The organism is Marinoscillum sp. MHG1-6 (assembly GCF_024714475.1).
Lineage (GTDB): Bacteria > Bacteroidota > Bacteroidia > Cytophagales > Cyclobacteriaceae > JAMZMI01.
The window spans coordinates 1-14,766 of sequence record NZ_JAMZMI010000005.1; the positions used below are offsets into that span (position 1 = coordinate 1).

Sequence of the window (14,766 nt, forward strand, 5' to 3'; positions counted from 1 at the left end):
CTGATTCATGTTCCTTGAGCGCTTTGACTATCTGCGCTTCTGATATTCTTCGCTTTTTCATCGTAACTGTTTAAATGTACAATTTTTGTCGCCTTTCAAACAGTCCTATTTTTAGGGAAGCTTACAACTGGATTATTAAAAACAAAAGAATTCCTGATCACATCTTCAACAGAAACAGTCCTAAGAGTAAGAATATTAATGATTATATTGAAATTTTTGAAGATGCTGTCATTAACGATTATGGAACAGGAACATGGAATAATCGAAATCAGTTTATTGATAGTCTAATTTCTTTATCAACAAAAGATGAGAAGTCATTTAAGCAGGTTAAGGGAACGTTTGAAAACTGGATCAAGAAGTTTGACTTAAAGTTTCTATACTATCAAATACAAAGATTGGAATTGGAATATTACTCAAAAGTTTCAGAAAATCTTACCATTGAAGAAGTAATTGATAAGCTAAATAAGGAAGAAGAAGATACTGTTTCAATCTTAAATAACTTATTTGAATTGAAGCCTAACATTGCTGGAGTAGGGCTTAATCTCAATAGATTCATAGAATACTTTAAAAGAAAATGAACCAATGGTCAGAACTCCGTCCTTTATCCAAGCTAGATCAGCTTGCAGAGACCATCATGAAAACTGCTTTCTTACTCTCTGAAAATCATCATGTTATTCAGAGTTATCTAAACCACAAAGGAGCTCATTTTAAGATAATCAATCGAGTAGGGGAGTCAGAGCTTGATATTCTATGTCGTCACGTGAACATCGAGAAAACAAACTATGCTTTCGTATCTAAATCTGATCTTGAACGAGGTTTAAGAGATGATCTATGGATTGGCTTAGTCTTGTTTGTGGATGGTCAGAAACCAAAAAAATATCTATTTCCAAGCACTGTTTGGAATGAACCAAATCAGCTATTCACAGATTCGGCTGTTAAGAACCCTGAGTATGGAGTCAACCTGAATCAGCACACAATGAAAGAGTTTGTGCAGAAATATGCTTTTGAAAGAATGATAAGCCAATTATGAAAAGATTTCCCAGGAAGATAAAGTTGAATACGATTAAAAATCTGCTAGCTAGGTCGGGAAATCAATGTGCATTTCCAGAGTGTGATCATCCGCTATTTAATGACAGTAACCTTTTTGTCGCGCAGCTATGTCATATTGAGGCACTTTCTCCAAATGCGCCCAGATATAACCCAGACGCAAATGATGAAGAAGTTAATTCCTTTGAGAACCTTTTATTTATGTGCTATCGTCATCATAAAGAAACAGATGATGTTGAGAAATACACTGTTAGCAAGCTAAAACAGATTAAAGAAGATCATGAAAATCGGTTTAAGGAACATGAATTCTCAATAAATGGCGAAGCAATACAAGTTATAATTCAGGACATGAATGAGTTTTGGGCGAATGTGGAGCATATAAATAACTATGAACACGTAGCTAAAGATTTCAAGATTGACATATCGTCAAGCAAGGATGAGACTATGTTGATTAAGGAAATACGTCAGCAATTGAGTAATTTCTATGATATAGTAGGTCTACTATCAAAGGATCTGAAACATGATAATTTTGAGCTGCTATGTCTAGCTATCCCTAATACAATGACTAGACTTAGTGTTTTAATTGATCAAATTGAGATAAAAATTCTTGAATTGAAGCTAATAAATGAACCTGGTCGAGAGGATATAAAAACTGATTTGTCTAAGCTTCGAGAAGAACTGAAACATACAGCTAAACATGTAGGTCTAGCTGACTAATATTATGTTAAGTAGAATCTAATCCACGACTAGGCGGGCTGGCAAGGCAAAATACCGGGGGTGCGGTGGTCTGTGTGTTGGGAGTGATTATTTTGTCCCGGCGGGGAACCGCTAGATTTTTGCATACTTTTCATCAATGGAAAAGTATGAGCCCAGCGGCTTGAGCGTCACAGCGAACACAGATAAAAGACAGATGATCTGTGAGCTGTACTGCCAGTAGCATGGAGATTGCCACGTCAACAATGCTTCGCAAAGTTTCCTCGCAATGACGTGCTACTTGAGGGCTTGTGCTGTGAGCCAAACAAAGCGTTGGCAAGCAAGGCTACGCGCCCCGGTGTTCACAGGCAAAGTCCCGAGCCGCGTAGGCTAGTCGCTGAGAATGGCGTATTTGAAAACGAACTGAACAATCGTACGGATAACGAAAAATAAGACAATACAACTTTGCCTGGGATTCTCTTGCATTTGGGGCGGACGGCTAGTCCTGGTGATCAGGCCATAGCCTGAAAGCGGGTGGGAAACTATCGGCACGCGTAGTGTAATAGCCGTTTGGTCTACGCGACCCGGTCAGGGCACGGCAGAGCGCAGGGTTTGTGCGCTGGCCGACGGTCCACCGAAGCGGCTACCGAAACGTCGGCCCGGTTAATATAACGTCTAATTATATAACATGGACCGGAATCCAAAAATCAAACCAAGGAGCACTACACGAACAAACTCGCTGGCCACTGCCAGCTTAATATAATATAGAATTATATAAGCAGGATTCGTGTGAGGGATATGGATTTGTTTTAACATAAAATCATTGTCGTTATTCGACTGTCATCAAATAACTGATTTTATATTAATCAGCAAAGCTGACCACAAATCCATATAGCAATGTTATATAATTTATATTATGTTAAATAACCTTTTTCGACGTCTATCCTGTCTGGTATTATTTCCATTAGTTCACCTTTGGTTGAGATGCTAAACGCTGGTAGCCATCACCCGACTACCAGCTCCTTGCCTGATTCTCTGAAAATAATTTTGCGAGAGTTTAATGATGATGACCGCCGCCTTCTTCTTCAGTGTTCTTGGCTTTGGCCAGTAACGTAAAAGCTCCGCCAGTCACGACCTGGAGTTCATCGATCACCAGCTCTTTGTCCACCAGCGCAATACCCGTGTAGCCGTCTTCAGAAATTCCTTTGATTACTTCAGTCATTTCAAACGCATGTGTGTTGCCTTCGTGCAGTCCATCATAAGTAAACACATAATGTTTGCCTCCAAACCTTACGACCGTTTCATCTGGCACGGCCCAGACTTCATTCAGGTCAGTATCAATTCGCGCCATCACGTACATTCCCGGTAACAAATCCACATAATGCTCTTTCAAATGTCCGTGTACCGTCACCGAACGATCTTCTCTCACGCCACTCCCGATGAGAAAAACCTCTGCTTCGCGCCACTGGTCCGGAGCGTTGGCCAACGAAAACCGAATGCGTTGCCCATTTTTGATCTTGGGAATGTCATTTTCATACACGGACAGCTCCACGTGCAGGTCCTCACGATTGGTAATATCCATGATCACATCCTGCGGATTAATGTATTTACCAGTATTGGTATAAATCTCTCTTACATTTCCTGTCACCGGAGAATAAATGTTGACTGTTGCAGAAACAGCCCCATTTTTAATGCGCGTGGTATTAAACCCGATGAGTTTCAATCGTGCTTCCATCGTCTTGATGCGGGCCTCATTGGCCAGGTAGCTGCTTTTTGCCTGTTGGTAATTCTTTTCGGAGGCCACATTTTCCTTATAAAGCCTTTCCTGGCGTTCATATTCAGCTTTTAGGTACTCCTGGTTTGCTATACTCTCCAGGTAATCCTGCTGAAACTGGATAAACTCCGGGTTTTCGATCCTCACCAGCACCTGTCCCCTTTTGACAGGACTACCGGGCAGCATCTCAGTATATTCCACAAATCCCCCGTATGGCATATTGATGGATATATTGCTCTTAGGTGGCACATCTATGATGCCATTGACCCGAAGCTCCGACCCGATCATCTTCTTTTCAATTTTTCCCAGCTGGATGTCGGCCTGCTCATATTGTGCCTGGCTGAGCGCTACAGTGTTTTCTGCCTCATGGTGATGCAGTTCAGTTTCCGGTGATTTGCCGGCGCCACACGAACTCATAATCGTCACCATCGCAACGACCTTAGCTATTTGTTTGATATATGTCACTATACTTTGCATGTCTTCTCTTGTTTTATTGAGCTCCTGAGATAAACTCGATTTGAATGATGGTTTGATTGTACTGGTCCAGCATGTTCAGGTATGCCGACCGCACTTTCAGCGCCTGGCTGATCCCCTCGATATATTTTTCATAGCCCACTTCCCCGCTTTCAAACCATTGCTCTGATTGTTTGATAATTTGATCTGCCTGTGGAAGGGCGTTTTCCTGGTAATAATCCAGGCTGGCCCGATACTTTTGATATTGCTGAATCAATGTCTGCAGCCTCCCCTCCAGTTGATTGGTTGTTGCTTGTAGCTGAGCTTCAGTCTCTTGCCGCTTCAGTTCTGCGGCTTTTATAGAGGAAGTATACGCCCCGGCACCAAAGATGGGAATCTGAACGCCCACGGTAAAACCGGTAAACCGATCACCACCATCGAATACCACCGGGTTTCCATTGATATCCTGATTGGGACCTCTGAAAGTCTGATTGAAGTACCCTACCTTCAAATCCGGCAGCATTTTGGACTGTTCTACAGATTTTTCCCTTTCAGCCACCGCTATTTGTTGCCTAAACCAGGCCAACGTTGGGTTTTCTGCAACATCCGGGCTACTCAGCAGCACTTCACTGCTTCTTTCCTGAAGCATTTCCTGTTCCATTTCAATGGGTTGATCACTGTTGAGAAGCACTTGCAATTGCGTGCGGTACATCTCTATTTCAGTCTGATTTTGGTCCAGAGCCACGACAATCTCCGCTACCTGGGATGCTGCGGTAAACTTTTCCAGCAGGTTGGTCTCCCCTGTTTCATACCGCAGTGTGGCCGCCTGAAGAAACCGTTCATAGATACTGTCCTGCGTCAATAGTAGCTGTCTTTGACTATACTCCATCCACAGGTGATACCAGGTGGCTTTTACCTGTTGCACCAATTCATTTTGTGTCGCCGACTTCCGCCATTCACTCGCTTCAATTTTGGCCCTTGCCAGCTGACTTTGCCCACTGTAAACAGTCGGAAAGGCGAAGGACTGACTGATATTCCATTGGCTATCGTTATCATAGATGCTGTTGGTTTGTCCGCGCGTCAGGCTGATTCCGGTTTTAGGGATATTCCAGCTCGTACCCCGTAAGGCCCTCTCCTGCTGCAACTGCAAATCCGCCACTTTCAGGTCCGGATTATTGGCAATGGCCACGTCAATGGCCTCATCGAGTGTATGGATAGTGGTATTAGTCAAATCCTGCGCATTGACTTCCTGAAAGGCCAAAAACATCAGAGGAAAAGCCCATACGGCTATTTTAAGCCTGACCTTTAGCCCCTTTTCGAAATAGTAGTACAAAATCGGCAGCACGACCAGGGTTAGAAAAGTTGCTGTGACCAGCCCGCCGATCACGACGGTAGCCAGCGGTTTCTGTACCTCCGCACCTGATGAGGTGGACAGCGCCATGGGTAAGAATCCCATAGAGGCAACTGCCGCGGTCATAATCACCGGCCGTAACCGTATGCGCGTACCTATATAGATCCGCTCGAAAACATCAGCAACTCCCTCCTGCTTCAAGTGGTTAAATTCTGCAATCAACACGATTCCATTGAGCACCGACACTCCGAATAAAGCGATGAACCCCACTCCTGCTGAGATACTAAATGGCATGTCCCGGACCCAGAGGGCGAGAATCCCTCCGATGGCAGAAAGTGGAATCGCTGAAAAGATCAGCACGCCCTGTTTGAGCGACCCGAAGGTGAAATAGAGTAAGGTAAAAATGAGCAATAGCGCTATCGGCACTGCAAAAGATAGTCGCTGACGTGCTTCAATAAGGTTTTCAAACTGTCCTCCATAGGCGACCGAGTATCCCGGTGCAAACACGATGGACGAAGCTATTTTCTGCTGGAGTTCCTCTACCACGCTCTCGACGTCACGGTTTCTCACATTGAACGCTACCAATATTCGCCTGCGTGTATCGTCCCGCTGAATCTGGTAAGGTCCCTCCTTGATTGCCACGTTGGCCACCTGGTATAACGGGATCTGGTGACCGTCTTTCCGTGCGATGTACAGATTTCGCACCGTTTCAATTTCCTCCCGGTTGCTTTTGGTGAGCCTCACCACCAGGTCAAATCGTCTTTCGTTCTCGAAAACCAACCCGGCAGAGGCTCCGGCAAATGCTGCCTGAACAGAGCGGTTGACATCTTTGATACTCAGTCCATATTTCGCCAGCTGATCACGCTTGTAGGTGATTACCACCTGAGGAACACCAGTGACTTCTTCAATGTACACATCCACGGCCCCGTCAACTTGCGAGGCTACTCTTCCGATTTGCGCAGCGTATTCGGAGAGTTGGTTCAGGTCTTCTCCATAGATTTTCACGGCTACATCCTGCCGCACACCCGTCATCAATTCATTGAAACGCATCTGGATGGGTTGCTGAAAACCGAAAGTCACCCCGGGAATCACCTCGAGGGCTTCGGACATGGCATTGGCCAGGTCTTCCCGGTTATCCGCAGTCACCCACTCCTCCTTGTCTTTCAGGATGATCATCAGATCGGCCGCCTCTATCGGCATAGGGTCTGTGGGAATTTCACCTGCCCCAATTTTGGCAACCACCTGCGTTACCTCAGGGAATTGCTCCAGCAGGATTTTTTCAGCCTGCGTGGTGGCTTTGATGGTATTTTCCAGCGAGCTACCCGTAATAACACGTGTTTCTACAGCAAAATCGCCTTCCTCCAGGGTCGGGATAAACTCTCCTCCCATGGTGGTGAAAACCCAGAGCGACGCACCAAAAAGACCCAGTGCCAGCGTCAGCACGAACGGCCTGTGATGCATGGCCCACCTGATCGCCGGCACATACAGCCTGTGAAAAAAGGCCATGATTTTATCAGATATGTTTGCCTTAAACTCTGTTTTCTTACTCAAAAACAAGGCTGACATCATCGGCACATAGGTGATCGAAAGAATGAAAGCACCTAGAATAGCAAAACTTACAGTCTGAGCCATAGGGCGAAACATCTTTCCTTCAGTACCTACCAATGCCAGGATCGGCAGGTAAACGATCAGGATAATGATCTCGCCAAAGGCCGCTGAGTTTCGGATCTTACTGGCCGACTGATAAACCTCATGGTCCATTTCGTCCTGCGTAAGCCGTCGACCGATCTTCTTCAACCCCAGGTGGTGCATGGTAGCCTCGACGATAATCACGGCTCCATCCACAATCAACCCAAAATCTATGGCTCCAAGGCTCATCAGGTTACCTGATACACCGAATTGGTTCATCATACCAAAGGCGAAAATGAGTGCCAGCGGAATCACTGAGGCCACAATCAGGCCTGCCCTAAGGTTGCCTAAAAGTAGCAGCAATACGAAAATGACAATAAGCGCCCCTTCCGTCAGGTTTCGCGTGACCGTCCCGATGGCGTTATTGACCAGCTTGGTTCGGTCGAGAAAAGGCTCAATCGTAACCCCCTCAGGCAATGTCTTTCTGATCTGCTCGATACGGGCCTTCACTTCTTCGATCACCTCTGCTGAATTCTCTCCCTTGAGCATCATCACGATTGCACTCACCACCTCTCCTTCTCCATTTCTGGTGGTTGCACCATAGCGCACGGCACTTCCGAGCTGAACGGTGGCCACATCCCTGATAAGCACTGGGATACCCTTATCATTGCTTTTTATGGCGATCTTTCGGATGTCATCGAGGCTGCCAACAAGTCCTTCACTTCGGATAAAATACGCCCTTAGGCTTTTCTCGATGTAGGCGCCCCCCGTATTCTCATTGTTCTCTTCTAAGGCCTGAAAGATGTCCGCAATGGAAATGTTCATGGCCTTCAACTTATCCGGGTCAATAGCGATTTCATACTGCTTCAGGTATCCTCCGAAGCTACTGACATCGGCCACTCCGGGTGTGCCCAGCAATTGCCGTTTGACAATCCAGTCCTGTATGGTACGAAGCTTTCGTGCATCATATTGGTCTTCATAGCCGGGCGTGGTACCCACTACATACTGGTAGATTTCCCCCAGTCCGGTGGTTACCGGAGCCATTCCGGGGTTTCCCACGCCAGGTGGTATTTGAGCAATTACCTCCGGAAGCCTTTCGCTCACCTGCTGACGTGCCCAGTACACATCCACGTCTTCTTTAAAAACAATGGTCACCACTGAGAGCCCAAATCGGGAAAATGAGCGTATTTCCTCAATTTCCGGGATCGTAGCCATGGTTATTTCGACCGGGAAGGTAATTAGACGTTCCACCTCTTCTGCCGCTAATGATGGCGACGAAGTGATCACCTGCACCTGGTTATTGGTGATGTCGGGAACAGCATCAATGGGCAGCCTGGTCAGGGAGTAAATCCCCCAGATGATCAGACCCAGCGTAAACAGCCCGATCATCAGCTTATTCTTAACTGAAAAAAGAATGATTTTATCCAGCATATCAATTTATTGGATTTTGAATTTCATAACATTTTTAATGACCATCAGGCCATTAAAGGATTGCATAGCGTATCAGCCCTCAATGAAGCATCTCATTAAGCGCTCGCTACATCGCTGCTATTAAAATTCATACCTGGGGTGGCTGGAGAATGCCGGAAGAAATTCCATCGATAAGTACAGGTGAAAAGGTGGAGCGATTCTCTACTATCGTTCGTTGTGAAGTAATACTGAGGTACAGGTTGCAAACCACTAAGTTGGTATGACAACATTGGCAAACACACAATGGAGAACATAGATCAGAAGTGTGATGATCGTGATGCTGGTGCGCCTCCAGAAGCGAAATTTCATCCTGACGACAGTCTGTATCCTCATCCCCGCAAGGAGTTAAAGACAGCGTAAGTATCAGAATCGTCATTATGATAGCAAAAAACTTCACCTTGCAATATTAATAAAATAGCTGAAGGATGCACACACTAACGGTTAAACCTGATTGATGCATGTAGTTAGCGAGCTAACAATCTGGCAATTCAATTAATACTCCCAGGGATATTTTGGTTGGTAATATTCCTCTCTAATCAATGAGTCAGTCAACAGACATTCGTAATCATCACCCTTAGGGGTGACTAAAACCAGCAAACTGTCTCTTACCGTGTATTGCTGTTTGATTCTAAGTCTTCCACCTAATATAAAAATCAGTGTAGTCCCTTTCGTTTCGTAGCTGCCGGAAAATACGGCACGCTCTTCACCCTGATAGGTATATAGTAGCTCATATTTCCCATTTTCCTTGAAAAGGTACCTTTCACAATTATCGGTGTTACATTCCTTTTCTCTGAAGTACTCAGAGAATCCGGGCTCACAATCCTCTGACGACTCGCTAATATAAATCCATGATCCAATAATGGACGGATCAATTTTATCACCATTACATCCGGTAAGCCAGACCAACGCCAGACTACTGAAACTGATTAAATAAGTTAACCAAAGCCTCCATTTCTGTATGATATAGAATATCTGTAACATGGTTTCTTCCATTTAAAGGCTTTCAATAGCCAGGTGAGAACAGCTGTATTCCCAATCCAAAGCTTAGGAAGTCATTACCGTCAGGACTACCATCCAGGGCATTACCTAAACCTATACTAAAACTTAGTTTTTTAATCCATTTATCCTCCTTGGGTGCAAACAAGGTGTATTGGCCACCCAGCATGAAATGATGTCTTGGGTTTGTCCATTCTTCACCCTCAGGCAACACCTTGTTGGAAATAAAGTCATGGCGATAAATAAACGTAGGTGAAAACCGCTCACTAACCGGCAATGAGAAATAGAAGGGTATGGAAGTAACACTTAAATCAACATCCGAATCATAGATGTAGCCCTTCATCAGCCCGGGAGAGAAAGTTAACCTGTTGTACTTGTTTTCTCTATTGGATAGCTGCAATTTGCAATCGACCCAAAATGCATTAAAGGCATTATCATTGTTCTTTGTTACATCCAGGGTGTGATTCAGTCCAATGTCAAAATTATCTCCGGCCCCCACTCTTAAACCAAGACCAACCAAATTAATGGGGTCATCAGAGAGGTCTTCGGCATTATGCACACGCATATAAGTTCCGGATATTGACCCTTGACCCTTATCTAATGTCCGGGCTTCGTAAAAAGAAGTCATCACACAGCTAAAGAAAAAAGATACGACGCCAATAAGAAAAAGAAGGTCTACTTTCCAGGTGTTAATTCTTAGAAGTTTCATGGTAAAAAATTTTGGGTGAATTGAAATTTTGTCTGATTCGCAGCACGATCAGACCAAGCGTATAACCAATGTTCGCTATCATGATCAGGGCCATAATCAACATCATAAGACTACTGATTAATGGATCGTAAACGACCACATAAACCAATAATAAACTGCCATAGAGTAGTAATAAGGCCTGTTTTAATTTTCTAAACCTATCAATGTTAAAATGAATGGAGTATTTTTGATAGTTGTTGACCAGGAGTCCGATGCCAATTCCTCCCAGTAATCCAGCAGTAAGTCGACTTAAGTCAGTGGCAGCATATCCTGTGATTTGAGCTAATAGCCATTCCAAAGCCGCCAAAGCCAGGAATACCATACCCACACCGCCAAACCAATTGGATACCCGGTTCGATTGATACTCAATAAAAAAGGATAAACTCAACCATACGCTAAAGAAACCTGTTTGCAGTCCTATACATCTTATGCACAGAGGGAAGGGAGTACCCTCTATATGCATCAAGATGGATTCATTTTGGTGACAAAACAGCCCAAAAAAGACTGTAACAAAGTGAGTTAGCTCATGGTGCGGTTCCATTGGCCCAAGGGTGAATTTGAATAAAACCAACCAATATCCTCACCGGATGCTAATGATTAGTTTACAAAATTGAAGTTAGTAAACACCTCATTGAAGAATTAACACAGAATTATCAAAGGCTAACAGATTTCATTCATTAGTTATTATTCTCCTCATTTTGGCTAATTGCATAATGGAATTGGAAACTGTAGGCATAAAAAAAGCCACATGGTCATCATGTGGCTTTCTAAGTCATTTATGTTTCGGATCATTCCTCAGGCATGCCATCCAACACCTTTTCCATGTCGTCAGCCTTGTCCCACATTTTCAAACGTCCGTAGATATATCCTAAAGTCTCAACAACCTGTCTGTCATCCGGAGCAATTTCATAGATCCTTTCCCACTGTGGTAAAGCAGCCTGGTACTTTTCTTTGATTTTTGGCTCCAGCGCTCTTGCCTTCTTCTTATCGGCAGCCGAAATACCGAGGTCACTATACTCTTTGTAAACCTCGTTCGCAGCATTCAAGAGCAATACTCCTTTGTTAAAGTTGGCCTCAAACATATCAGGATCAACCGCGATTGCCCGATCGTAAGTAGCTGCTGCTGCTTCCAAATCGCCTGTTTCCTCGTACATCGCTGCCAGATTGAAAAGCAAGTTGGTATTTTCCGGCTCAGCCTCAATTGCTTTTTTAAGGTCTTCAATAGCTTCCTCCACTTTATCCATTTGGATCAAAAGATTGATCTTGTTCTTGGTAAAAGTCGGGTCGCCAGGGAAAGCTTCCAAAGCATTATTTACAGCTACCAATGCAGCCTCATTGTCCTTCTTCTCAACAGACAACAAATAGATCAGATTGGAGTGCATGTCCTGTGAGGTAGCCCCTGCCTCGATCGCTGCTTTATAATTATTGATGGCATCATCATAAAGCTCACCACTATGCGCTGCATATGCAGCATTTTTCAAGGAATTAGTATCTGCTTTTAATACCATCGCAGATTTCTGAAACTTCTCAACGGCAGTTTCATAATCCTCATCCTGAAAAGCAACTACCGCATCATTGAAATAATAGCTGTAGTAGCCATCTATTTGCTGGCTTTTAGTTTGAGGGAAACCACTTGCACTAATAATGAAGTATTCTTTATCCTTATCTCCTAACTCGTCTGCTTTATCAAAGGCAGCCATTGCTGTTTCCAGCGCGTTGGCCTTCAAAGAATTGTATTGAGGATTAGAGGTGGTATCGATCGTAGCGTAGATCAAACCCCTGTAGTACCAGGTTTTACCATCATCTTTTGTTTTTTCATAGTCAATAGCCAAATCGATGATTTCCTTCGCTTCAGCTAGCTCGCCTCTTTCTCTTGCAGCATTTGCCTTATTGATTTTAGGTTTAGGCTGCTTTTGTGAATATGCTACGACAACTAATGCCGCCAATGTTATCGTTAAAAACGCTCGTCTCATAATTGTTACGTCTTAAATTGTTTATTCTTGATCTTCTGAATTAGGTTCATTGGTGCCCTCACCTTCGGTGGTTTCACCTTCTTCGCCCTCTTCCATTATTTTAGTAATACTGGCTACTGCCGAAATTTCATCTTTTTCATTCAATCTGATCAGCTTCACCCCTTGCGTGGCTCTACCCATCACTCTAAGAGAGGAAACCTCCATTCTGATCGCAATGCCTGACTTATTGATAATCATCAAATCATCATTGTCCGTCACCGCCTTAATGGTCACCAATTCACCGGTCTTTTCGGTAATGTTCATGGTTTTCACACCTTTACCACCACGCTTAGTGATTCGGTAATCATCCAGTTCAGAACGCTTGCCATAGCCCTTCTCAGATACCACCAACAATTGCGGAGGCTCCTTATGACTTACACAAACCATACCAACAACCATTTCACCATCTCCCATGTTCACACCTCTTACACCAGCGGCAGTTCTACCCATTGGTCTTACATCTGACTCATGGAAGTGGATCGCACGGCCTCCATTGGTGGCCATTACTATATGACTATCACCATCAGTTAGCTGTACGCTCAGTAGCTTATCGCCCTCATTGATGGTAATGGCGTTGATTCCATTCTGTCTTGGTCTGCTGTAGGCCTCCAGTGCGGTTTTCTTGATCGTACCATTGGCCGTACCCATGATCAGGAAGTTGTTATTGATATAATCCGGGTCATCAAGGGTTTTCACATTGATTACCGAACGAACTTTGTCACCACTATCAATATTGATCAGGTTTTGGATCGGTCTTCCCTTGGCTGTCTTACTACCTTCCGGAATGGCCCACACCTTATGCCAGAATACCTTACCGGATTCAGTAAAGATCAACAGGTAATTGTGTGCGGTGGCAATAAATAAATGCTCTGTAAAATCATTATCCTTAGACTTCACCGCTCTCGAACCTACGCCCCCTCTGCCCTGTGTCCTGTATTCTACCAAAGGAGTTCTTTTGATATATCCTTCATGAGAAATGGTGATCACCATCTCATCATCCGGAATCATGTCCTCTGCTGTGAATTCGTCTGCCGCATGCTCGATATCAGTTCTTCGCTCATCGCCATAGCGATCTTTCATTTCACCAAGTTCGTCCTTGATGATCTGCATTCTGCGACTTTCATCAGCAAGGATGTCCTTCAAGTCTTCGATCAACAACTTGATCTCCTCATATTCCTTGATGATCTTCTCTCTCTCAAGACCTGTCAGACGTTGCAGACGCATGTCCAGAATGGCTCTTGCCTGAATTTCAGAAAGCGAGAAACGCTCCATCAAACCAGATCTGGCAATCTCAGGATCTCTTGAGTTTCGAATCAAAGCGATCACTTCATCGAGGTTATCCAACGCAATCAGGTAACCTTCAAGAATATGTGCACGCTTCTCAGCTTCTTCCAACTCGTATTGGGTCCTTCTGACAATCACCTCATGTCTATGCTCTACATAATGATGAATTAAGTCCTTGAGGTTAAGCGTCTTAGGCCTTCCCTTTACAAGTGCCACGTTGTTGACACTGAAAGAAGATTGAAGCTGTGTTTGCTTATATAAGTTATTAAGAACAATGTTCGGAATGGCATCCTTCTTCAATTCATAGACGATACGCATTCCACTTCTGTCCGACTCGTCCCTGATATCAGAAATCCCTTCGATTTTCTTCTCGTTGATAAGCTGGGCCGTCTTCTCGATCATGCTCGCCTTATTCACGAGGTATGGTATTTCAGATACTATTATCTGCTCACGTCCTGACTTCAACACCTCTACCTCAGCTTTGGCACGAATAACGATACGTCCTCTACCCGTCTCAAAGGCAGATCTTACACCCTGATAACCATAGATGGTACCCCCAGTTGGGAAATCCGGCGCAGAAATATGCTGCATCAACCCTTCAACACTGATCTCGCGATCATCGATATAGGCATTGATACCGTCAACTACTTCTGTCAGGTTATGGGGCGCCATATTCGTGGCCATACCTACCGCAATACCCGAAGCACCATTCAGTAAGAGATTGGGAACTTTGGAAGGTAGTACAGTTGGCTCCTGCACCGTATCATCATAGTTAGGAGCAAAATCAACGGTATTTTTGTTGATGTCTCCCAGCATCTCTTCAGCGATTCGCTTCAGACGTGCTTCAGTATAACGCATGGCTGCCGCAGAGTCACCATCGATAGAACCGAAGTTACCCTGACCATCCACCATCGGATAGCGCAAAGACCACTCCTGTGCCATACGCACCATGGTATCATAAACAGCAGTATCTCCATGAGGGTGATACTTACCAAGGACATCCCCGACAATCCTCGCACATTTCTTATACGACTTGTTGTAATTGACCCCGAGCTCGTCCATTCCATACAGGATACGACGATGCACCGGCTTCAAACCGTCTCGTACATCAGGCAAGGCACGCGAAATGATTACCGACATTGAATAATCAATGTAGGCTCCTCTCATTTCGTCTTCAATATTTATCGGGATGATGTGTTGACCAGAATAGTCTCCTGAATCATTTTCAGGTAGGTTTTCAATATCTCCGTCTGACATGAAAAGTCTTTAAATTGTTGCTTTAAAATCCGGGGGCAATTTAAACAAATTT

Annotated in this window: 11 protein-coding genes; 3 read left to right on the plus strand and 8 right to left on the minus strand. The window is 44.3% G+C overall.

Annotated features, from left to right (window positions below; genetic code table 11):
• Nucleotides 1-74: 74 nt before the first annotated feature.
• The 3 genes from NXR94_RS12265 to NXR94_RS12275 are packed head-to-tail and all read left to right on the plus strand — an operon-like array spanning nucleotide 75 to nucleotide 1,764.
• A complete protein-coding gene (locus NXR94_RS12265; protein ID WP_258104936.1) occupies nucleotides 75-578 on the plus strand; it encodes a hypothetical protein in 504 nt (167 codons plus the stop codon).
• Entirely contained in the window at nucleotides 575-1,030 is a 456-nt protein-coding gene (locus NXR94_RS12270) for a hypothetical protein (protein ID WP_258104937.1), read from the plus strand. Before NXR94_RS12265 ends, NXR94_RS12270 begins: the two co-directional genes overlap by 4 nt.
• The gene (locus tag NXR94_RS12275; RefSeq protein WP_258104938.1) at nucleotides 1,027-1,764 is read left to right on the plus strand and encodes a hypothetical protein; all 738 of its coding nucleotides are present in this window, start codon (nucleotides 1,027-1,029) and stop codon (nucleotides 1,762-1,764) included. Before NXR94_RS12270 ends, NXR94_RS12275 begins: the two co-directional genes overlap by 4 nt.
• Before the next feature lie 1,033 nt (nucleotides 1,765-2,797).
• On the opposite strand, the gene NXR94_RS12280 is transcribed toward NXR94_RS12275, so the two are convergent.
• From NXR94_RS12280 to gyrA, 8 genes are all read right to left on the minus strand, one after another.
• Nucleotides 2,798-3,991, minus strand: a complete 1,194-nt coding sequence (locus tag NXR94_RS12280) for an efflux RND transporter periplasmic adaptor subunit (RefSeq protein WP_258104939.1) — start codon at nucleotides 3,989-3,991, stop codon at nucleotides 2,798-2,800.
• A 13-nt stretch (nucleotides 3,992-4,004) separates the two neighbouring features.
• On the minus strand, nucleotides 4,005-8,378 hold the full coding sequence (locus NXR94_RS12285) for a CusA/CzcA family heavy metal efflux RND transporter (protein ID WP_258104940.1): 4,374 nt from the start codon (nucleotides 8,376-8,378) through the stop codon (nucleotides 4,005-4,007).
• 127 nt (nucleotides 8,379-8,505) lie between these two features.
• Nucleotides 8,506-8,814, minus strand: coding sequence for a DUF6660 family protein (locus tag NXR94_RS17190; protein ID WP_374988006.1), 309 nt, complete (start codon nucleotides 8,812-8,814; stop codon nucleotides 8,506-8,508).
• A gap of 95 nt (nucleotides 8,815-8,909) precedes the next feature.
• A complete protein-coding gene (locus tag NXR94_RS12290; RefSeq protein WP_258104941.1) occupies nucleotides 8,910-9,398 on the minus strand; it encodes a hypothetical protein in 489 nt (162 codons plus the stop codon).
• A 22-nt stretch (nucleotides 9,399-9,420) separates the two neighbouring features.
• A complete protein-coding gene (locus NXR94_RS12295; protein WP_258104942.1) occupies nucleotides 9,421-10,122 on the minus strand; it encodes a hypothetical protein in 702 nt (233 codons plus the stop codon).
• Nucleotides 10,103-10,702 (minus strand): DUF2085 domain-containing protein, encoded by a 600-nt coding sequence (locus NXR94_RS12300; RefSeq protein WP_258104943.1) that lies wholly within the window; start codon nucleotides 10,700-10,702, stop codon nucleotides 10,103-10,105. The genes NXR94_RS12295 and NXR94_RS12300 overlap by 20 nt, the downstream gene beginning before the upstream one ends.
• 247 nt (nucleotides 10,703-10,949) lie before the next feature.
• Entirely contained in the window at nucleotides 10,950-12,134 is a 1,185-nt protein-coding gene (locus tag NXR94_RS12305) for a tetratricopeptide repeat protein (RefSeq protein WP_258104944.1), read from the minus strand.
• A gap of 21 nt (nucleotides 12,135-12,155) precedes the next feature.
• The gene (gene gyrA / locus NXR94_RS12310; protein ID WP_258104945.1) at nucleotides 12,156-14,714 is read right to left on the minus strand and encodes a DNA gyrase subunit A; all 2,559 of its coding nucleotides are present in this window, start codon (nucleotides 14,712-14,714) and stop codon (nucleotides 12,156-12,158) included.
• Nucleotides 14,715-14,766 lie beyond the last annotated feature (52 nt).